Here is a 21,951-nt window from a genome sequence, read left to right as displayed (position 1 = left end):
GCTTAGTCGCTTACTTTAGTAGGGCAACCATTTTGATAACCATCTCAGAAGAGCTTTGTGCTGCTAGTGGCAGGAACTCTTCAAAACTCATTGGTGATTCTTTGTCTGCAACATCAGAGATTGCACGAACAACCACAAATGGTACTTGGAACTGGTGACAAGCTTGAGCAATCGCAGAAGCTTCCATTTCTACAGCTACTACTGATGGGAAGTGCTTACGGATGAACTCTTGGCGTTCTGCAGTGCAAACAAACGCGTCGCCAGTACAGATAAGACCACGAACCGCGTGCTTGTCTTCCATTTGAGCTAGCGCTTGCTCAGCGACTTTCATTAGGTTCTCGTCTGCTTTGAATGCAGCTGGTTGACCTGCCATTTGACCGATTTCGTAACCGAAAGCTGTTACGTCTGCGTCGTGGTGACGTACTTCAGTAGAGATAACCACATCACCAAGGTTTAGAGTTGAATCAAAACCGCCAGCAGAGCCAGTGTTTAGAACGACATCTGGTTGGTATTCACTTAGTAGGATAGAAGTACCAACAGCTGCTGCTACTTTACCAATGCCTGATTGAAGCAAAACAACGTCAACACCATTTAGCTGACCAGAGAAAAAGGTACAACCGCCTTTATTAACTTCAGTAATGTCTGAAATAGCTGCTTTTAGGATCGCAACTTCTTGCTCCATTGCGCCAATGATGCCGATTTTCATGTGTAGTCTCTTAATTAAAAATATTTAAACAGTAGAGCGAAATTGTAGCATGGATAAGAAGCGTCGAGCGACTGCCCAGAAGCACTTCTCATCCGAATAGTGTGGATTTACTCCAGTATTCTTTGTCTATTTGATTAGACCTTCGCTTTGCAAGCTAGCACGGAGTTGTTCTGCTCGTTTACGGTTCACACCAAAATCAGAGTAGCCAGTGCGGGACTCGGAACGAACGATGAGCTTGTCTCCATCGACTTTTAGCTCAAGGTCATCGACAAAGCGCATGATACGAGATGTGCACTCAACACGCAGGTAATCATCGGTTTTGTTGGCTGTTTTCGCGCCCGGCAAAGTTAGAGCGACTTGCTCAATGGCATCAAGGTTTGCTGAATCGGATAGTTCGTACGCAGCCAAAGCATGTTGTTCACGGTCATCTTGTGTTGATACGCAATTAGGTTTGTCACCACAAGGTGATGAGGTTCTATCTTTCATGTCCGTGATTCCTTGGCTGCAAGCGGTTAATGTTAAAAGTGATAGCGAGAGGAGAGCGGATTTTTTCATTGTGTTTCCTATGGCTTGTTTTTAATTCTAATTGTAGTTATCAGAATTGGCTTGTTTGCTGTTTTTTGTTCCGCTTGTGATAAACGTATCTAATTCAAAAAAGGATCCATAATTGGATCCTTTTTTATAGTAACGAACTGAGTAATAAAGGAAACCCACTCACACTTCTAGGTAATCTAATATCCCTTCAGCGGCTTTGCGGCCTTCATCGATAGCGGTCACCACTAAGTCAGAGCCGCGAACCGCATCGCCACCGGCAAATATTTTGCTGTTGGTGGTTTGATACTGAAACTCTTGTTGACCGGGCGCTTTAATACGGCCCCATTGATCAAGCTCGACACCGAAAGGTTCTAACCACTCCATAGCGTGAGGTTGGAAACCAAATGCCATGATAACGGCATCGGCTTCAAGAATGTGCTCACTGCCTTCAACAGGTTCTGGGCGACGACGGCCCGCTTCATCAGGTTCACCTAACGCGGTTTTCACGACTTTAACGCCAGCAACATGCCCAGAGTTATCAAGCTCTAAGCCGATAGGCTGGAGGTTAAACTTGAACTTCACGCCTTCTTCACGTGCATTCTTCACCTCACGGCGAGAACCTGGCATGTTGGCCTCATCTCGACGATAAGCACACACCACATCAGCCGCATTCTGACGAATAGAGGTTCGAACACAGTCCATCGCGGTATCACCACCGCCAAGCACGACGACTTTCTTACCCTGCATATCGATGAATGGGGTTGGGTTTTCCAGCTCCATGACCTTGTAGGTATTCGAAATCAAGAATGGCAGCGCATCATACACACCCGGAGCGTCTTCATTATCTAGACCTGCCCGCATGTTTTTATAAGTGCCTACACCAAGGAAAACTGCGTCGTAATCATCGACCAGCTCTTGAAGTTGAATGTCTTTTCCAACTTCGGTATTCATTCGGAATTCAACGCCCATTTCGCTAAAGATGCGGCGACGATTTTCCATGATACCTTTCTCAAGCTTGAACGATGGAATACCAAAAGTGAGGAGACCACCTATCTCTGGGTAACGATCAAAGACAACGGCTTTCACGCCATTGCGTACCAAAATATCAGCCGCCGCAAGACCTGCCGGGCCTGCTCCTATGATTGCGACCTTTTTATCGGTCCATTCAACGTGAGACATGTCTGGCTTCCAACCCATCTCAAAGGCTTTATCGGTAATGTACTTTTCAATGTTACCTATGGTGACGGCACCAAAATCATCATTGAGAGTACAAGAGCCTTCACATAAGCGGTCTTGAGGGCAAACACGGCCACATACTTCTGGCAGGCTGTTGGTCTGGTGAGACAGTTCAGCGGCTTCGATAATGCGCCCTTCATTAGCAAGCTTAAGCCACTGAGGGATGTAGTTGTGAACTGGACATTTCCATTCACAATAAGGGTTACCACAATCTAAACAGCGGTCTGCTTGTGCTTTGGCTTGCTGTTTAGTGAAAGGTTCGTAGATCTCTACAAACTCAATTTTACGTATCTTGATTGGTTTCTTCGCTGGGTCTACGCGATTCACATCAATAAATTGGTATACATTCTGGCTCATTATTGGCTCCTTCCAATTATTGCGCTTGAACACGAAGTTCAGCTGAGCTGCGGCTTTGGTGGCCGAGCAAGGTGTTTAGATCCGCCGTCTTTGGTTTCACTAGATAGAACTTTGGAATCCATTCATCAAAGTTCGCCAGAATAGCTTCAGCGTGTACTGAGCCTGTCTCTTCTAAGTGCTCTGCAATCAAGCCACGCAGGTGTTCTTGGTGGATATATAAGTCAGATAGGGAAAGCGCCTCAACCGACTCGTTGTTCACTCGACCTTGGAAGTCTTCATTCTTATCCATGACATAAGCGAAGCCACCTGTCATACCCGCACCGAAGTTGACGCCAGTTGCGCCAAGAATGGCAACAATACCGCCGGTCATGTATTCACAAGCGTTGTCACCTGCGCCTTCAATTACAGCAACCGTGCCTGAGTTACGTACGCCGAATCGTTCGCCAGCAGTACCTGCTGCAAATAACTTGCCTCCGGTTGCACCATACAGGCAGGTGTTACCTATGATGGTCGCTTCGTTACAAGTAAATGCGGTGCCTTGGTGAGGTTTAATGACTACCTTACCGCCAGCCATGCCTTTGCCAACATAGTCATTGGCATCGCCTGTTAGGTACAGCTCAACGCCACCTGCGTTCCAAACAGCGAAAGATTGGCCTGCAGTGCCATCGAGATACAATTTGATTGGTGAACCTGCCATGCCTTGGTTGCCATATCGCTTAGCAATTTCGCCAGAGATACGAGCGCCTATAGAACGGTCTGTATTAATAACGTTGTAGTAAAGGCTGGTGGACTGTCTTTTCTCAATCGCATCGAGTGCATCGTCTAGGATCTGCTGGTTGAGCTGAGCCTTATCAAATGGTGCGTTTGGTTCGGTCCAATACAGAGGATGCCCCTCTGGTGATACCGGAGCTTCCAGTATCGATGAGAGATCCAGTTTACTCTGTTTCGCAGTCAGGCCTTCAACAGCCTCCAGTAAATCTGTGCGTCCGATTAGGTCAGTGAGTTTTTCTACACCAAGGTCAGCAAGGTGTTGGCGAACTTCATCGGCTAAGCCTGTAAAGTAGTTAACCACCATATCTGGTAGCCCTTTGAAGTATTCGCGGCGTAATGTTTCATCTTGAGTTGCAACACCTGTTGCACAGTTATTGAGGTGGCAGATTCGTAAGAATTTACAACCCATTGCCACCATCGGTGCAGTACCAAAGCCAAAGCTTTCAGCACCGAGAATCGCGCCTTTAATTACATCGAGACCGGTTTTCAGACCACCATCGACTTGCAGGCGGATCTTATGACGAAGTCCGTTTGCAACCAGTGCTTGCTGAGTTTCTGCTAGCCCAAGTTCCCAAGGGCAACCCGCGTATTTTACCGAGGTCAGTGGACTTGCTGCGGTACCGCCATCGTAACCAGATATGGTGATCAGATCGGCGTAGGCTTTTGCCACACCAGTCGCGATAGTACCAACACCTGGTTCAGACACTAACTTCACAGAAACCAAGGCTTTAGGGTTAACTTGCTTAAGGTCGAAAATCAGCTGAGCCAAATCCTCGATCGAGTAAATATCGTGATGTGGAGGAGGGGAAATCAGAGTGACACCCTGAACCGAATATCTCAGTTTAGCGATCTCTGCCGTGACCTTATGACCTGGCAGCTGACCACCTTCGCCTGGCTTCGCACCTTGTGCTACCTTGATTTGCAGAACATCCGCATTGGTTAGGTAATGTGGTGTTACCCCAAAACGACCAGACGCAATTTGTTTGATGCGCGAGTTACGGTCGGTACCAAAACGTCTTGGATCTTCACCGCCTTCACCTGAGTTTGAATAACCGCCTAAACGGTTCATAGCCATTGCCAGAGCTTCATGCGCTTCTGGGCTTAGGGCACCAATTGACATCGCTGCGGAGTCAAAGCGCTTGAATAGATCGCTGCTTGGTTCGACTTGCTCAAGAGTTAATGGTTTATCGGCTTTCTTCAGGCTCATTAAGTCACGTAACATAGCCGCAGGGCGAGCATTTACCTGCTTAGCAAAAGAGAGGTAATCCGATGTTTCGCCAGTTTTTACTGCGGTTTGCAGTGTGCCAACCACGTCTGGGTTATAAGCGTGGTATTCACCACCATGGACGTATTTCAGTAAACCACCGTGCTCGATTGGCTTCCGCTTGGTCCATGCTTTACGCGATAAGTTGTAAATATCTTGCTGGAAATCGCTAAAGCTTGCGCCTTGGATTCGAGTGGTAACTCCGCGGAAACAGAGCTCAACGACATCAGAATGTAGGCCAACGGCTTCGAAAAGCTGCGAACAGCGGTAAGAAGCAATGGTTGAAATCCCCATCTTCGACATGATCTTATACAGACCTTTGTTGATGCCGTTTTGGTAGTTCTGCATCGCTGCGCGATAGTCTTTGTCTAAAGAGCCATCATCGAGCATCTTGCCTAACGTTTCATACGCAAGGTACGGATAAACCGCCGTTGCACCAAAGCCAAGTAGTACCGCGAATTGGTGTGGGTCGCGAGCGGTTGCTGTTTCCACTACGATGTTGGCATCACAACGTAGGTTGGTATCAGCAAGGCGAGTCTGCACTGCACCAACCGCCATTGCTGCTGGAATTGGCAGTTTACCTTTCTCTAAACCTTTATCCGATAACACAACCAAAACCGCACCATCACGCACTTCTTGTTCCGCACGATCACATACGTCATTGATGGCTTGTTCGAGATCTTGCTGAGCTGGAGCGTAGTGCATGCTTAGGATCGCATGGCGATAGTGCTTTTGATTCAGTTGCAGAAGTTGCTGCATGTCTGAGTAAAGCAGAACAGGAGAATCAAATGTCACACGATAGGCGTGACCATCTGTTTCACAGAACACGTTCATCTCTTGGCCAATGCTGGTGGCGAGCGACATCACGTGCTTTTCACGTAGAGGATCAATCGGTGGGTTGGTGACTTGGGCAAACTTCTGACGGAAATAATCAGTGACCAGTCGCTCTTTCGAGGAGAGTACCGCCATTGGCGTGTCGTCGCCCATCGAACCGACCGCTTCCTGTCCCATGTCACCAAGCACGCGTAATACTTGATCGGACTCTTCGTTGCTCATCGCAAACTGTTTTTGATAGGTTTTGAGCGTGTCATCGTCGAAGCTACGCTTACCCACTTGATCATCATCGAGTTCAGAAAATGGTGTTAGCTTGTGGACGTTCTTTTCCATCCACTCCTTATATGGGTGACGGCCTTTGAGGTCATTGTCGATCTCATTAGATTGCCATAGCTTGCCGCGGCGAGTATCGATCACCAGTAGCTCACCTGGCCCAACACGGCCTTTTTCTGCGACTTCATCTGGCGCATAGTTCCAGATACCAACCTCTGATGCCAGCGTGATTAGGTTGTCTTTGGTAATGACATAGCGCGCAGGACGCAGGCCATTTCTATCTAGGTTACATGCAGCGTAACGACCGTCAGACAGAACGATACCAGCTGGGCCATCCCACGGTTCCATGTGTTTGGAGTTAAAGTCGTAAAATGCGCGAAGATCTGGATCCATATCTGGGTGGTTCTGCCAAGCAGGCGGAACCAGCATACGCATAGCTCGGAACACATCCATACCACCGGCTAGGAATAGATCGAGCATGTTATCTAGGCTTGAGGAGTCAGAGCCCGTTTCATTCACGAAAGGTGCTGCAGTTTGCAAGTCTGGCAGCAGTGGTGAAGCAAATTTATAGGCACGAGCCTTGGCCCACTGACGGTTACCCTCGATGGTATTGATCTCACCATTGTGCGCTAAATAACGGAATGGCTGCGCGAGAGGCCAACGTGGTTGTGTGTTAGTCGAGAAACGCTGGTGGAACAGACATATCGCTGATTCCATACGTAAGTCTGCAAGATCGAGGTAAAATCGCGGAAGATCGGCAGGCATACACAAGCCTTTGTAGACCATCACTTGTGTTGAAAGGCTACAGATATAGAAATCTTTGTCTTCGGTGATCTGTTTTTCAATTCTGCGACGCGCGATGTATAAGCGGCGTTCGATATCACGCTCACGCCAACCGGCTGGCGCAGAGATAAATACTTGCTGAATATTTGGAACAGAATCTTTTGCGATAGGACCTAATACTTCAGTATTGGTCGGAACTTCACGCCAACCAGCAACGGTCAATGTCTCTTGGGCGAGTTCTTTATTGACGATCTCTTGTGCTGATTGAGCTTTGATTGGGTCTTGGCTGAAGAAAATCATGCCAATAGCGTACTGCTTGCCGAGATTAAAATTATTCTCTTCTGCAATAATTCTTAGATAGGAATCTGGCTTCTGTAGTAGTAAGCCACAGCCATCTCCAGTTTTACCATCCGCAGCGATACCACCACGGTGTGTCATGCGATCTAGGGCTGAAATAGCAGTTCTTACCAACTTATGACTAGGTTGGCCTTCCATTTGCGCTATTAAACCAAATCCACAGTTGTCTTTTTCAAGACTAGGATCATATAGAGCCATTGCAATTCTCCCTTTTGCTTCTCTGTCATCCAGACAGTAAATGACTAACTATTCATGTACTTGTTATTTTTTATAAACTTACCGTTTTTTAGCTAGTTCAACGTTATCCTTTGTGTTAACAAAACCCAGTGGCTTTATTTTCACCAGTTTTACAACGTATAGCTAATTGTGTTTAAGGTCAAGTTCATGGTTAATTATCATGCATAAACGCGATTAACCACGTAATAATCTAAAATACTCGATTGATATCAATTAGATATAAATAGGAAATGTTAATGATATTTAACACTTGTAGTGAGGGCGTATCTGTAGTGACAGAATGCTAGATAGAAAAAAGGCTAGCATCGAGTGCTAGCCAAATATAAAAGTTAGGAAGGGTGTTGCTTTTCCTTTAGGCTAACGTCATTGACGTTAGCCCGAGAAATATTATGCGGAAAGCATGAGTGAATCGGCTTTCGCTTCTAGGTTTGAGTTGCCCATTAAGAAGTCATCAATCGCAATTGCACATTCACGACCTTCGTTAATGCAGCGAACGACTAGAGACTGACCTGTACGCATATCACCAGCCGCAAAAACGCCTTTCTGGTTTGTTGCGTAACCTTCAGAAGCAACGTTACCGCGCTCGTCCAGTTTGATATCAAGTTGAGCAAGTACACCGGTTGGTTCTGGGTGTAGGAAACCCATCGCTAGGAATGCTTGGTCACATGGAATCACACGCTCTGAGTTTGCTACTTCGTCAAAAGTAGGACGCTCACCTGGCGCTGCGTCTTTCCACACGATATCGGCGATACGTAGACCGGTCACTTCGCCTTGATCGTTACCGATGAACTCTTTAGTCAAGATGTTCCAATGACGCTCACAGCCTTCTTCGTGGGAAGTCGTGGTCTTCATGATCATTGGGTATTGAGGCCAAGGCATGTTTGCAGGGCGCTTCTCTGGTGGGATCGGCATGATCTCAACCTGAGTAATACTCGCTGCTTTGTGACGGTTTGATGTACCTACACAGTCAGAGCCAGTATCACCGCCACCGATAACCACAACGTGCTTATCTTTAGCGTGAATCTCTTCACCTTTTAGGTCCATGTCGTTTGCGCGGCGGTTGTTTTGGCCAAGGAATTCCATAGCAAAATGAACGCCTTTCAATTCACGACCTGGGATTGGTAGGTCACGAGGAACCGTAGAACCACCAGTTAGCAATACCACATCAAACTCTTGGCGTAGCTGCTGGGCGTTAACATCAACACCAATGTGTTGATTCACTTTAAATTCAACGCCAGCTTCAGCCATTAGGTTGATCTTACGATCAATCACGTCCATGCCCAGTTTGAAATCTGGGATACCGAAACGCAGTAGGCCGCCAACTTTCTCGTCACGTTCAAATACCGTCACTGAGTGGCCAGCGCTGTTTAGCTGCTCAGCTGCGGCTAGACCTGCAGGGCCAGAGCCAACAATCGCTACGGTTTTGCCTGTGCGAGAGCGAGGAGTTTTTGGCTTTGCATACCCTTCACGGTACGCAGTTTCTACAATCGTTTTCTCGATATTACAGATGGTGATTGGGTCTTGGTTGATACCTAGTACACAAGCACTCTCACAAGGAGAAGGACACACACGACCTGTAAACTCAGGAAAGTTATTGGTCGAGCTTAGGATGTTCCAAGCTTCTTCCCAGCTGTCACGGTAAACCGCGTCATTAAATTCTGGGATGATGTTACCAATCGGACAACCGCTGTGACAGAAAGGTACGCCACAGTCCATACAACGAGAGGCTTGAGTATTAATCTTGTCGCCAAACTCTTCGTTAAGTACGAACTCTTTGTTGTCTTCAATACGAACCGATGGATCGAGCTTCTTTGGAAGCTCGCGACCGTGTTCTAAAAATCCAGTAGGCTTACCCATTATACTGCCTCCACTTCTTCCGTTTGTGCCTGTTGTGCTTCAGCTTTACGCTTCTCAAGAACTGCTTTGTAGTCGCGTGGCATTACTTTAATTAGTGATGCAACACTTGCTTCAAAGTTGTCTAGGAAAGACTGAGCAACTTCACTTCCTGTGAATTCAACGTGCTTGGTTAGCATATCTAGTAGAAGATCTTTATCTTCTTGTTCAATTGGATCTAGGTCTACAAGTTCAGGGTTAAGCTTGGTTTCGAAGTCACCGCCTTTATCCCAAACATAAGCGACACCGCCACTCATACCCGCAGCAAAGTTACGGCCTGTTGAGCCAAGGATAACGGCTACACCGCCAGTCATGTATTCACAACCGTGGTCACCAACGCCCTCAACAACAACCTTCGCGCCTGAGTTACGTACACAGAAACGTTCACCAGCCATACCGCGAATGAAAGATTCACCTGAGGTTGCACCGTAGAAACACACGTTACCAACCACGATGTTATCTTCAGCAACGATAGAAGACTTCGCATCTGGGTACAGTACTAAAGTACCGCCAGACAGACCTTTACCCCAGTAATCGTTCGCGTCGCCTTCTACTTCGAACTTAACGCCTTTCGCAAGGAACGCACCGAAAGATTGGCCAGCACTACCGTGGAACTTAACGTTCATTGGTTGTGGTAAACCTTGGTCTTTGTAAACTTTCGAGATTTCGTTCGACAGCATGGTGCCTGCAGAGCGGTCCGTGTTGATGATTGGGAAGGTCGCATTTACAGCTTCACCTTTCTCAAGTGCAGGAATCGCAGCTTGGATCAACTTGCGGTCTAGAACATCTTCTAGGTTGTGGTTTTGTTGTGTTTGGTTGTAGATACCATCTTCTTCACGAGCCTGCTCAATGTGCAGTACAGGTGTTAGATCTAGGTTCTTGTACTTCCAGTGGCCGATGTCGTCACGAACTTTAAGTTTGTGCGATTGACCCACCATCTCATCGATAGAGCGGAAGCCAAGTTCAGCCATTACTTCACGTAGACCTTCAGCCATGTATTGGAAGAAAGTCACTACGTCTTCTACGCGGCCGTCGAAACGCTCACGCAGAGTTTTGTTTTGTGTTGCGATACCAACAGGACAGGTGTTCTTGTGACACTTACGCATCATGATACAGCCTTCAACAACCAATGCTGCTGTTGCTACGCCCCATTCTTCAGCACCAAGTAGCGTTGCTACTGCAAGGTCACGTGGTGTTTTCATCTGACCATCAGATTGAACAACGATACGGTTACGTAGGCCGTTTTTCAGTAGTGTTTGGTGCGTTTCCGCTAGACCCAGTTCCCAAGGCAGACCTGTGTGACGGATAGAAGACATCGGAGATGCACCCGTACCACCATCGAAACCTGCGATAAGTACTACGTCAGCTTTCGCTTTTGCTACACCTGATGCAATCGTACCAACACCTGCTTCCGATACTAGCTTCACGTTAACGCGGCCAGCGCGGTTTGCGTTCTTCAAGTCGTAGATCAGCTGAGCCAAATCTTCGATTGAGTAGATATCGTGGTGTGGCGGTGGCGAGATAAGACCTACGCCAGGAGTAGAGTGACGCGTCGCGCCGATCCAGTCATCAACCTTATCACCAGGTAGTTGACCACCTTCACCAGGTTTCGCACCTTGAGCCATCTTGATTTGCAGTTCGTCAGCGTTCGATAGGTAGTAAGACGTTACACCAAAGCGACCAGAAGCCACCTGTTTAATTGCTGAACGTTCCCAGTCACCGTTTTCTTTGCGTTCGAAACGTGCTGGATCTTCACCACCTTCGCCTGAGTTTGATTTCGCGCCGATGCGGTTCATTGCAACAGCCAGTGTTGAGTGAGCCTCATGCGAGATAGAACCAAAGCTCATTGCGCCGGTAGCGAAACGCTTAAGGATATTCTCGATTGGTTCTACTTCCGCTAGAGGAATAGAGCCTGCTGGGTTTTTGATGAAATCAAGTTGGCTACGTAGCGTTGCTGCGTTGTCGCCCTGGTCATCAACGGCTTTCGCATACTTCTTGAACTGAGCGTAATCTTTATTGCGCGTTGATTCTTGAAGTAGAGAGATGGTTTCTGGGTTGAATAGGTGTTTCTCACCACGCTGTTTCCATTGGTAAACACCGCCAACATCAAGGATTTGAGCTGGGATTTCACGAGCTGGGTAACCAACACGGTGACGAACAAGCACTTCACGAGCGATGTCGTCGATCGTTAGGCCTTGAATACGCGAAACCGTACCTGTGAAGTATTTTTCAACCACTGACTTGCTGATACCAAGCGCTTCAAAGATTTGCGCACCGTGGTAAGACTGCAGTGTCGAGATACCCATCTTAGAGAAGATTTTCAGTAGACCGCCGTTAACACCTTTACGGTAGTTATCGAAGAATTCACGTGGGTGAACGTTAGGGTCTAGTTTCTTAGTACGTTGTAGTTCAACAATCGTTTCAATCACTAGGTATGGGTTAACTGCGTTAGCACCGTAGCCCAGAAGCGTTGCGAAGTGGTGTGTTTCACGAGCATCACCCGTTTCAACCACGATGTCACACTTAGCACGTAGGCCTTTACGGATTAGGTGGTGGTGCACAGCGCCAACAGCCAGCATTGCTGGAATTGCAGCGTGGTTAGAGTTAACCGCACGGTCAGTCAGTAGGATGATAGAGTAACCATCAATTACGGCATCTTCTGCATATTGGCAAATACGTTTCAGTGCACGCTCTAACTTACCTTGGTCTCCGTTTGCTTGGAATACGATATCTAGCGTCTTCGCTTGAAGGTGCTCGTTATCAATAGCACGCAGCTTTTCTAACTCAGAGTTAGACAGTACTGGAGACTCAAGCTCTACCTTTTGACAGTGTTCTGGTGTTTCTGAAAGTAGGTTCTGATCTTTACCTAGGTAAGTGTTCAGAGACATAACCATACGCTCACGGATCGGGTCGATCGGTGGGTTAGTTACTTGAGCAAACAGCTGCTTGAAGTAGTTTGAAAGGTGCTGCGATTGGTGAGAAAGAATCGCTAGCGGCCAGTCAGCACCCATTGCAGAAAGCGGCTCATAGCCGGTTTTCGCAAGAGGTAGAATGATTTCGTTTACTTCTTCAGAGCTCACACCAAACGATTGTTGTTTGTGGAGAAGTTTCTCTGGAGAAGGTTGGCTAAATTCGTTGCTCGCATCTGGCAGCTTTTTCAGACTCAGAAGGTTCTCTTCAACCCATTTCTCATAAGGTTGAGATTTCGCGATGCCATCTTTCACTTCTTCATCAGAAATGATGCGGCCTTGCTCAAGGTCAGCAACGAAGATACGACCTGGTTGTAGACGACCACGGTACTCAACGTTTTCTGGTGCGATTTCAACAACGCCAGATTCAGACGCCATCACTAGGAAATCGTCTTTTGTCACTGTGTAGCGAGAAGGGCGCAGACCGTTACGGTCAAGGGTTGCACCTACTTGAACACCATCAGTGAAACATACCGAAGCTGGGCCATCCCATGGTTCCATTACGTTCGCGTGGTACTGGTAGAACGCGCGACGAGTTGGGTCCATGTTTTTGTTTTCTTGCCATGCTTCCGGGATCATCATCATCAGCGCATGTGGCAAAGTACGACCAGACAGAACTAGAAGCTCCAATGCCATGTCGAAGTTTGATGAATCCGAGCTGCCTTCCTGACAGATAGGCAGTAGCATGTCGATTTCAGCTTGTGTGAATAGATCCGATTCTAGGATCGCTTCACGCGCTTTCATCCAGTTTAGGTTGCCGCGAACTGTGTTGATTTCGCCATTGTGCGCGATGTAACGGAAAGGCTGAGCTAGACGCCAACGTGGGAATGTATTGGTAGAGAAGCGAGAGTGTACTAGTGCTAGAGCCGTCACCATAGTTGGATTTTGCAGGTCTAGGAAGTACTGAGGAACTTGTTCTGTTGTTAGCTGACCTTTGTACACCAATGTCTTGTAAGACATAGAGTTGATGTAGAAGTCATCACCGATATTTGAAACGCTTTCTAGGCACACGCGAACGGTGTAGTTACGTAGAACGTAAAGTTTACGCTCAAGCTCTTCTGGAGTAATACCAGGGCCGCCAGAGATAAATACGTGTTCAAATTGAGGTTCAGTGCTTAGTGGGTCAGCACCAATCATTGAATTGTCCGTCGGAAGTTCACGGTAGCCGATCACTTCTAACTCTAGGCGTTGTGCATTGCGTTCTAGAATGTCACGACACTGTGCACGTTTGTGTTCATCTTTAGGGAAAAGTACAACACCAACACCATATTTTTCAAAAGACGGCAGTTTAATTCCAAGCTTAACGGCTTCTTCAAGTAAGAATTCGTGCGGCTTCTGTAGCAGGATACCTGCACCATCACCAGAACACGGATCGCAGCCTTGGCCGCCACGGTGTTCCATACGTGCAAGCATATCGAGTGCTTGAGTTACTACATCATGAGATTTGCGATTCTTTAGATGCGCAACAAAACCGATACCACAAGCGTCATGCTCCAGTTCAGGAGTATACAGACCCTGTGAGTTCTGCTCTTGATCTACCATAGATACATCCTTCCAGTTAAATCTAGGCGCAACTTCTTTGTATAAAGTCAGCCTTGTCCTTTTATATTTATGAGTCTAAACCGGCCTGTGTTGGCGGTTTGAATCCTTTCCGTATCTCGCAGGAAAAGTATTGCGAGAAAAACAATCCTTGGTGATATCCGTTTATTTTTAGCCACAAACTAGTGGTTTATATAGGTGGGAGTTAGATATCACCGACTTATTAGCAAGTTTTCGTTGTAAGAAATTACACAAAAATAGCCAATATGTGTAAGTATCCTACAATTTTGTCTAGGCGAATTGCAATGAAAGTTGAACCGTGTAGACCATTTTTTTCGTTTTATTTTGAATTTTATGTCTAACAAATGTGCAACATTAGGCAAATAGAGCGACTTTTTTGCATGTTTATTGATATTTGATAGGTTGCTCGCAAAAAGCCTTGAGTAAACTAATTGGTCGAATTTTGCAGGGATGTAATTTTTTTTCAAAAAAGACTGATATTCATTCTTATTTACTTGAGCGCTTTGAAAATATGCAATTACATGAGTTGGTCAATACTATCGGCCAAGATCTTCAACGCCGTTATGGCGAAAAGGTTCACAAGCTAACGCTGCACGGTGGTTTTAGCTGTCCAAATCGAGATGGAACCATTGGTCGCGGAGGCTGCACTTTTTGTAATGTGGCGTCTTTTGTCGATGAGCAAACTCAGGTTCAAAGTATTGCCGACCAATTAAAAGATCGTGCGGGTGAAATCGCTCGTGCTAAGAAGTATCTGGCTTATTTTCAGGCGTACACCAGCACTTATGCTGAGGTGCAAGTGCTCAAGAATATGTACGAAGAAGCGCTAAAAGCACCGGGTGCGGATATTGTGGGGCTCTGTGTTGGTACAAGACCAGACTGTGTGCCTGATTCTGTTTTGGAATTATTGGCTAGTTATGTTGAGAAAGGGTACGAGATCTGGTTAGAGCTCGGCTTACAAACGGCTAATAACGATACTCTTAAGCGCATCAATCGCGGCCATGATTTTGCGGTGTATGAAACGATCACCCAGCGTGCACGCGCTCTCGGAATTAAGGTGTGTACTCATCTTATTGTTGGACTACCAAAAGAGACCAAAGCCGATAACCTTGAAACGTTAGACAAGGTATTAGCAGTCGGTACAGATGGCATCAAGCTTCATGGCCTTCATATAGTAGAGGGAAGCACTATGGCCAAAGCATGGAAAGCCGGCAAGCTAGAAGCACCAAGCCTTGAAGAGTATGTCGACATTGCTACTGATATCATCCAACGCACTCCTGCGAACGTGGTTTACCATCGTGTTTCATCTGCGGCAAGACGCCCTACATTACTCTCTCCGTTATGGTGTGAGAACCGTTGGCTAGCGATGACAGAGATAGGTCGATCACTGGATAAAACCGGTGCTCAAGGCGTGAAAACAGGCCCTGCATTCGAGTACATATTACCTGTTTTAAACGCAACTGATTGATAGAAATGAGTGAGAGTAGGTAACAGCAGATAAAACCAACAAATAGTGGTAACATTTCCCTCACAGATTTTATGGTATAGATTGAGAGTAGATGGAACTGGTAATGACTTGGTTGTGGGATAGAGCTTATGGCTACGGTATATATATCGTTCTCATATTGCTGTTTGCCCTGATCTGCTGGCATCTTTATGCTCGTTATCAGTCGCACATTGAACAACTGCTACTCTCTACGCCATCTCCTCTCTTTTTCGTTGATGTCCGAACCGGCGAGATCTTGTATGCCAACCGCCAAGCGATGCAATTGCTTGGTATTCGCCAGATTGGTATTCACTTTCGTTTTCCAACAGTGGAGAGCGAGAACAGCTTTCGCCATTACCTTACTAACCACATCAACTCTCGATCGTTTGAGCAGAACTCGTTGTGGGCACTGTCTGAGTTTGAATTTTTCAAGATCAATCTTGTGGGGCGTAAGATCCGTTTTAGAAGTAAAAAGTCGTGGATGATTCACGCATCTCCCTATAAGAACACTAATGAGGAGTTGTCCCAAGAGCTACGTGAACTGAACGTTGCTCGTACCGCTTTGGACTCTTTGTCTGAACTAATCTACGTAAAAGATCAAAAGGGCGAATTGCTCGCGAGTAATCGCTCGTTTAAAAAGTTTTGGCATGGCCGCCCAGAAGAGGGCACCTTGAGCGTTTCTGGTGGTGCACTGAAAGGGCGCGTTAGTGAGCGTTCATGGACAACTGACCAAGATGGTAAAAGCTGCCTACTCGAAACGTACCAAAGCGTCTTACTTTCTCAAGATGGGGAAAATATTGGGACACTTTCTATTAGCCATGATGTGACCGATTGGCACGACATGCAGCAACAACTGCGTGGCGAAATGGAGAAACGGAAAGACACCGAAGTGGCACTTGCGCAAAGAGACACTATCTTGCAAAACATCTTGGAAGCCAGCCCAGACTCGATCGGTATCTTTAATGAAAACATGGTTTATCAAGCGTGTAATAAACCCTTTGTTACAGCGCTCGGGATCTCTGAAGTCAGTGATTTGATTGGCAAGCGACTACAAGATGTCGTGCCAAACAGTATGTATGTACGGATCTCTGAAACCGACCATCAGGTTCTTCATCAAGGTAAATCGCTGCGCTATATCGATAAAGTGATGTCTAGTGACGGTGAATACACTTGGTATGACGTGGTGAAGTCGCCATTTAGAGATCCTGCATCCAGCACCAATGGTGTGTTGATCATGGCTCGTGATATCACTGAGCGTTACCTTGCAGAGCAGAAGCTCGAAGAGGCGAACCTAGAGCTTGAACGTCTCAGCTTTATGGACAGTTTGACTCAGGTTTCTAACCGACGCCGCTTTGATGAACAGCTGTCGACACTATGGCACTACCATGTGCGCGAGAAGTTGCCGTTGACCATCATGCTTTGTGACATCGACTTCTTTAAAGGTTACAACGACTTCTATGGTCACCAACAGGGCGATGATGCTTTGATTCAGGTTTCACAAGCCTTTAAGCAGGTATTGAATCGTTCGTCTGATTGTGTGGCTCGTTATGGCGGCGAAGAGTTCGGCTTTATCTTGCCAAACACAACCGCTGATGGGGCATTAATGGTGGCACAACGTATTCATGATGAAGTGCTCAAGCTTGGGCTGATTCATGAAAAGTCGACCGTTTCTGAGTTCATTACCGTCAGTATTGGCATTATCTCTTACGTGCCTACTCCTAATGATGAGATGGAGTCTGCGGTAGCCTTAGCCGACAGTGCGCTTTATCAAGCGAAGTCTGATGGCCGAAACCGTTCTAGTGTGCATCCATCATCGATCCGCTAAGCCAATCTATTACTGATTAAGCCATTATTTACTTGGGTTATCTGTTTTAAACAATATAACCCAGCTCTCTTGCTGCATGTGATGTAGCTAGCTTACCTCCTATCTTCAAACAGGGTAGAATGTTGCTAGTCTTATCGCATGGAGCGCTAAATGAAACCCATGAAAAATCTCGCCCAGTATTACGTGGATCTACTCGTAAAACTGGGGATTGTCCGCTTTTCTATCTTACTCGCCCTAGCGCTTGTTGCCCTCGCCGTTGTTGTACAAGTCGGTATTACGCTCGCACTTAAAGGCAATGTTGATGACATCGATATTGTCCGTTCTGTTTTCTTTGGTTTAGTGATTACACCTTGGGCGGTTTATTTCCTTTCTGTAGTGGTTGATCAGCTTGAAGAGTCTCGTCAGCGTTTAGCTAAGTTAGTCTCTAAGCTTGGTGATATGCGTGAGCGCGACCAAGAGTTGAATAACAAGCTGCAGCTCAATATCGAGAAGCTCAATCAAGAAATTGAAGAGCGTGAAAAAGCTGAAGAAGCACGTGCTGAAGCGATGCATGACCTCGAAAATGAGGTGTTTCAGCGTGAGCGAACTCAGCTGGAACTTGCAGAGCGAACAGCGCTGCTACGTTCGTTTATCGATGCTTCGCCTGACCTTATCTACTATCGCAATGAAGATGGCGTGTTCTCGGGTTGTAACCGAGCAGTCGAAGAGCTAACCGGCAAGAAAGAAAAAGACTTGGTGGGTTTGACGCCTTGGGATGTCTACAGTAAAGAAATCGCCCAGCAAGTTGTTGAAACCGATAAAAAAGTTTTTGCTGACAACCAGGCTCTGACCTACGACCAATGGCTCGAATACCCAGATGGGCGTAAGAGCTACTTCGAACTGCGTAAGGTGCCGTTCTACAGCAAAGATGGTCGCCACCTTGGTTTGGTCGGCTTTGGTCGTGATATTACCGAGCGTAAAGAGCACCAAGAGTCTATCGAGAAAGCCAGCCGCGATAAGACCACCTTTATCTCTACTATTAGCCACGAGTTAAGAACGCCGCTTAATGGCATCATTGGTTTAAGCCGCATGTTACTCGATAGTCAATTGACCATAGAGCAGCGTAAGCAGATGCAAACCATCAAAGTGAGCGCGGTAACACTGGGTAATATCTTCAACGATATTATCGATATGGATAAGTTTGACCGTCGCAAGCTTGAGCTATTCCCAACCCCAATCAACTTTGAAGATTTTGTTGTGGAGATCGAAAGTATCTCGGCATTAATGGCTGAACAGAAAGGATTGAGGTTCGACTTAGAACGATTGTCTGACCTTCCAGTAGCTGTTGAGGTTGATGGCACTCGTCTAAGACAGGTGTTATGGAATCTAGTTAGTAACGCGATGAAGTTCACCAAAGATGGTGGCGTGGTGATGACAGTCAGCGCCGATATTGATGGTGATTTTGCCAACATTACCATGGAAGTCGAAGACACAGGTATTGGTATCCCTGAAAGCGAACTCGAGAAGATTTTCGCGATGTACTATCAGGTTAAATCGGGCACCGATAACTTGCACGCTGTGGGCACCGGTATCGGCCTTGCTGTTTCTAAACAGTTGATCAACATGATGGATGGCGACATTGAAGTGACCAGTGAAGAGGGCTTTGGTAGTACCTTTACGGTTTCGATTCGTGTGCCGGTTAATCATGATACTCAAGCCTTGATCAAGAAACCTAGAAAACAGTCGAACCTTAAGATCTTCATGGTTGAAGATATCGAACTTAATATCACGGTTGCGCGCTCGCTGTTGGAGAGTTTAGGTCATGAAGTGACTGTGGTGATGACTGGTAAAGAGGCGCAAATTGCTTTTAATCCAGAAGATTATGACTTGGTATTGTTGGATATCCAGCTACCAGATATGACAGGCTTCGACATTGCTCAGTACTACCGTGAGAAATACAGCAAGCTACCGCCATTAGTGGCATTGACTGCAAATGTACTTAGCAACAAGCAAGAGTACTTCCAGAAAGGTATGGATGAGGCGATCAGTAAGCCGCTATCCGTGAGAGCGATTCAAGATGTGATAAGCGAACTCATTGAGGATGCACCAGAGGTTGTTGAAGAAGCCGAAGTGACCGAAAAAGTTGATGAAAGTAAGCCAACTATTTCTTCTATTGATACCAGTTTGCTTGATATTGATATGCTAGAGTCTTATGTTGACATTGTTGGACCGAAGCCGGTTTTAGATAGCATCGTGATGTTTGAAGATATGATGCCGGAGTATATGGAAATATTGAACTCCAACATGGTCGCGAAAGACCAAGCCAGTATCGTCTCTGAGGCGCACAAGATTAAAGGTGCTGCAGGTTCAATTGGTTTGAAGCGCATCCAGCAAGTGGCTCAGAAAGCTCAATCTCCAGACCTACCAGCTTGGTGGGAAAACATTTCAGATTGGGTCGATGAGATTAATAACGAATACCAGAATGACATTGAAGTCTTAAAGAGTTGGTTAAACCAAAGGTAGAAGAATAATGAAAAAATTAGCATTCGCCGCATGCGTAGTGGCATTAGCGGGCTGTGCTGCACCACAAGTTGAGTGGCAGCAGGACAACCAAGTTGAAGTATCTGCAGCGACAGTCACAATGAAAAGCAACCTTTGGCACAACAAGATGCCAACGATCGGAGAGACTCAAGACAAGACTCTGCATGGTGCTATTTACCTAGAGTCAGATTCAGAGTTACCAGCAACACTAGCGGTGGAGAGTGTGACTGTTAAGCAAGGTGCAGATACCTTGCTAGTAACGTCTGACGATCTAGATCTAAGAACGCACAGCGAGACTCAGTGGGAAGTCGCTTTTGTATGGCAGCTAGAGATCGACAGTGAAAAGCCTGTTGATGTTGCGGTTGAACTGAAAGACGGCGAAACGGTGAAGTGGCTGGTGGAGAAAGACGTTAAGGTCGATACGGTTTACTAAACCTTATTCAATCCAGAACAACAAAAAAGGGAGAATGCGTTAGCATTCTCCCTTTTTAATAACTATTGATTGCGCTTCTACTCTAATAAAACACTCAGTGCTTAACGATTGGAAACGCCAATCTAATTAGTCTTCTAGGTCACCACAGAAGCGGTAGCCTTCACCGTGAATCGTTGCGATGATTTCTGGTGTACCAGAAACAGATTCAAAGTGCTTACGAATACGACGGATTGTTACGTCTACAGTACGATCGTGTGGCTTAAGCTCACGGCCTGTCATCTTCTTAAGAAGGTCTGCACGTGTTTGGATCTTACCTGGGTTCTCACAGAAGTGAAGTAGAGCACGGAACTCTGAACGAGGTAGCTTGTAGCCTTCGCCGTCTGGGCTAACCAGAGAACGACTGTTGATATCTAGTACCCAACCGTTGAACTCGTACTTCTCAACGCTGCGCTTCTCTTCTTGAACAGAGCTTGTGCTCATTGAACGGTTAAGAAGGTTGCGCGCACGGATAGTCAGTTCACGAGGGTTGAAAGGCTTAGTGATGTAATCATCAGCGCCGATCTCTAGGCCTAGGATCTTATCAACTTCATTATCACGACCAGTTAAGAACATAAGCGCTACATTTGCTTGCTCACGTAGTTCACGCGCAAGTAGTAGGCCATTCTTACCTGGAAGGTTGATGTCCATAATTACAAGGTTAACTTGGTTATCAGATAGCACTTGGTGCATCTCTTCACCGTCGCTAGCCTCAAAAACAGCATATCCCTCTGCTTCAAAAATACTCTTTAGAGTGTTACGAGTTACTTGCTCATCTTCAACGATAAGAATCTGCGGGGTTTGCATTTGGCGGTACCTAAATTTGTGACGAAACTGTGCTAATAGAATAAATTCTAGGCAAAAACATAACATACAGGTAATGTATTTTTGATGATAACTTAAAGTTTTCAAAAAAACACTTACTTCCAGCTATCTGCCTTCCTTGAAGTATTGCCCAATAACGTAGATCCAGTACGCCTTTCAATCATTCTTTTAGTGATTGCACCGGATTCTATAATGTTAACAGCATGCTAACAACGCGAGAATGTTAATTCCATTCACTTTGTTGATTTACATCAATTGCCGTATCGCAACAAACTTTAATAGTATGGCTACAACTTAACCAGTGGTATGGTGACTATTTAGCAGGAAAACCAGAATGATTATTCGAGATAGTGATCACATCTCGCCTGCTAAAGAACTGATTATGAACCAAGGAAGCCGAAAGCTGTCTTTAGATTCTAGTAGATAAATATGTTCAATCAAGCCTAATTCAGTATTAGATTGAGCATAGAACAATGAAAACAAAGGAATAATTTTTAATAACAATATAAAAGCATAGGGGCTTGCCTGATTTGCGGGTTTGCCTTACTCATGGAGGATATATGCACGATATAACACCTGACTTATGTGATGAGTTTGAAAGCAAAGTCACCCTACTTAACCTACCTTTGCAGAACTTCGGACAACGTGGTGCGTTCTGGGGAAAAATTGTAACAGTTCGTTGTTATCACGATAATTCCAAGGTTCGTGAGGTATTAGCGACCGACGGCAATGGTAAAGTGCTGGTTGTCGACGGAAATGGCTCGTGTCAAAAAGCGCTACTTGGCGATCAACTCGCTATTCTTGCTATAGAAAATGGTTGGGAGGGCGTGATTGTTAACGGCGCTGTGCGTGATGTTGGCATGATGTCGCAAATGGACTTAGGTGTTCAGGCGCTAGGTGCATCACCATTCAAAACAGAGAAGCGCGGTGTGGGCCAAGTGAATGTGACATTGACAGTGCACAATCAATTGATTCAGCCTGGTGATTACATCTATGCAGATTGGAATGGTGTGTTAATTTCATCTGAGCAGCTGCTCGAATCTTAGGTTATTTAC

The 21,951-nt window shown here is 46.1% G+C and carries 12 protein-coding genes; 5 read left to right on the top strand and 7 right to left on the bottom strand.

Going from position 1 to position 21,951, the window contains the following annotated elements:
* Positions 1-10: 10 nt before the first annotated feature.
* The 6 genes from mtnN to gltB (L0991_11045) form a co-directional block, all read right to left on the bottom strand.
* Entirely contained in the window at positions 11-706 is a 696-nt protein-coding gene (mtnN, locus tag L0991_11070) for a 5'-methylthioadenosine/S-adenosylhomocysteine nucleosidase (protein XGB61948.1), read from the bottom strand.
* Between the two features lie 126 nt (positions 707-832).
* On the bottom strand, positions 833-1,261 hold the full coding sequence (locus tag L0991_11065; protein XGB61947.1) for a DUF1499 domain-containing protein: 429 nt from the start codon (positions 1,259-1,261) through the stop codon (positions 833-835).
* A 159-nt stretch (positions 1,262-1,420) separates the two neighbouring features.
* Positions 1,421-2,833: an FAD-dependent oxidoreductase gene (locus tag L0991_11060; protein XGB61946.1), complete on the bottom strand. Its 1,413-nt coding sequence runs from the start codon at positions 2,831-2,833 to the stop codon at positions 1,421-1,423.
* Positions 2,834-2,849: 16 nt separating this feature from the next.
* Positions 2,850-7,313 carry a glutamate synthase large subunit gene (gene gltB / locus L0991_11055; protein ID XGB61945.1) on the bottom strand — a complete coding sequence of 1,488 codons (4,464 nt, stop codon included), beginning with the start codon at positions 7,311-7,313 and terminating at the stop codon, positions 2,850-2,852.
* A gap of 426 nt (positions 7,314-7,739) precedes the next feature.
* On the bottom strand, positions 7,740-9,209 hold the full coding sequence (locus L0991_11050) for a glutamate synthase subunit beta (GenBank protein ID XGB61944.1): 1,470 nt from the start codon (positions 9,207-9,209) through the stop codon (positions 7,740-7,742).
* Positions 9,209-13,756: a glutamate synthase large subunit gene (gene gltB / locus L0991_11045; protein XGB61943.1), complete on the bottom strand. Its 4,548-nt coding sequence runs from the start codon at positions 13,754-13,756 to the stop codon at positions 9,209-9,211. The genes L0991_11050 and gltB (L0991_11045) overlap by 1 nt, the downstream gene beginning before the upstream one ends.
* A 529-nt stretch (positions 13,757-14,285) precedes the next feature.
* Between gltB (L0991_11045) and L0991_11040 the strand changes: the two genes are divergently transcribed.
* The 4 genes from L0991_11040 to L0991_11025 all read left to right on the top strand — a co-directional run bounded on the left by L0991_11040 (position 14,286) and on the right by L0991_11025 (position 20,035).
* Entirely contained in the window at positions 14,286-15,239 is a 954-nt protein-coding gene (locus L0991_11040) for a TIGR01212 family radical SAM protein (GenBank protein ID XGB61942.1), read from the top strand.
* Between the two features lie 91 nt (positions 15,240-15,330).
* Entirely contained in the window at positions 15,331-17,082 is a 1,752-nt protein-coding gene (locus L0991_11035) for a diguanylate cyclase (protein XGB61941.1), read from the top strand.
* 150 nt (positions 17,083-17,232) lie between these two features.
* Positions 17,233-19,584, top strand: a complete 2,352-nt coding sequence (arcB, locus tag L0991_11030; protein ID XGB61940.1) for an aerobic respiration two-component sensor histidine kinase ArcB — start codon at positions 17,233-17,235, stop codon at positions 19,582-19,584.
* A 7-nt stretch (positions 19,585-19,591) separates the two neighbouring features.
* Positions 19,592-20,035 (top strand): hypothetical protein, encoded by a 444-nt coding sequence (locus L0991_11025; GenBank protein ID XGB61939.1) that lies wholly within the window; start codon positions 19,592-19,594, stop codon positions 20,033-20,035.
* A gap of 126 nt (positions 20,036-20,161) precedes the next feature.
* On the opposite strand, the gene arcA is transcribed toward L0991_11025, so the two are convergent.
* Positions 20,162-20,878: a two-component system response regulator ArcA gene (arcA, locus tag L0991_11020; GenBank protein ID XGB61938.1), complete on the bottom strand. Its 717-nt coding sequence runs from the start codon at positions 20,876-20,878 to the stop codon at positions 20,162-20,164.
* A gap of 578 nt (positions 20,879-21,456) precedes the next feature.
* Here arcA and L0991_11015 point away from each other — a divergent pair.
* The gene (locus tag L0991_11015; GenBank protein XGB61937.1) at positions 21,457-21,942 is read left to right on the top strand and encodes a putative 4-hydroxy-4-methyl-2-oxoglutarate aldolase; all 486 of its coding nucleotides are present in this window, start codon (positions 21,457-21,459) and stop codon (positions 21,940-21,942) included.
* Positions 21,943-21,951: the final 9 nt, after the last annotated feature.

The sequence above is a fragment of the Vibrio chagasii genome, from assembly GCA_041879415.1.
GTDB lineage: Bacteria > Pseudomonadota > Gammaproteobacteria > Enterobacterales > Vibrionaceae > Vibrio.
This window is presented reverse-complemented; position numbering and strand designations above follow the sequence as displayed.

Excerpts from the sequence above, each read along its gene's own strand:
- mtnN (XGB61948.1), bottom strand. The coding sequence starts at position 706 with ATGAAAATCGGCATCATTGGCGCAATGGAGCAAGAAGTTGCGATCCTA.
- L0991_11065 (XGB61947.1), bottom strand. The coding sequence starts at position 1,261 with ATGAAAAAATCCGCTCTCCTCTCGCTATCACTTTTAACATTAACCGCT.
- L0991_11060 (XGB61946.1), bottom strand. The coding sequence starts at position 2,833 with ATGAGCCAGAATGTATACCAATTTATTGATGTGAATCGCGTAGACCCA.
- gltB (XGB61945.1), bottom strand. The coding sequence starts at position 7,313 with ATGGCTCTATATGATCCTAGTCTTGAAAAAGACAACTGTGGATTTGGT.
- L0991_11050 (XGB61944.1), bottom strand. The coding sequence starts at position 9,209 with ATGGGTAAGCCTACTGGATTTTTAGAACACGGTCGCGAGCTTCCAAAG.
- gltB (XGB61943.1), bottom strand. The coding sequence starts at position 13,756 with ATGGTAGATCAAGAGCAGAACTCACAGGGTCTGTATACTCCTGAACTG.
- L0991_11040 (XGB61942.1), top strand. The coding sequence starts at position 14,286 with ATGCAATTACATGAGTTGGTCAATACTATCGGCCAAGATCTTCAACGC.
- L0991_11035 (XGB61941.1), top strand. The coding sequence starts at position 15,331 with ATGGAACTGGTAATGACTTGGTTGTGGGATAGAGCTTATGGCTACGGT.
- arcB (XGB61940.1), top strand. The coding sequence starts at position 17,233 with ATGAAACCCATGAAAAATCTCGCCCAGTATTACGTGGATCTACTCGTA.
- L0991_11025 (XGB61939.1), top strand. The coding sequence starts at position 19,592 with ATGAAAAAATTAGCATTCGCCGCATGCGTAGTGGCATTAGCGGGCTGT.
- arcA (XGB61938.1), bottom strand. The coding sequence starts at position 20,878 with ATGCAAACCCCGCAGATTCTTATCGTTGAAGATGAGCAAGTAACTCGT.
- L0991_11015 (XGB61937.1), top strand. The coding sequence starts at position 21,457 with ATGCACGATATAACACCTGACTTATGTGATGAGTTTGAAAGCAAAGTC.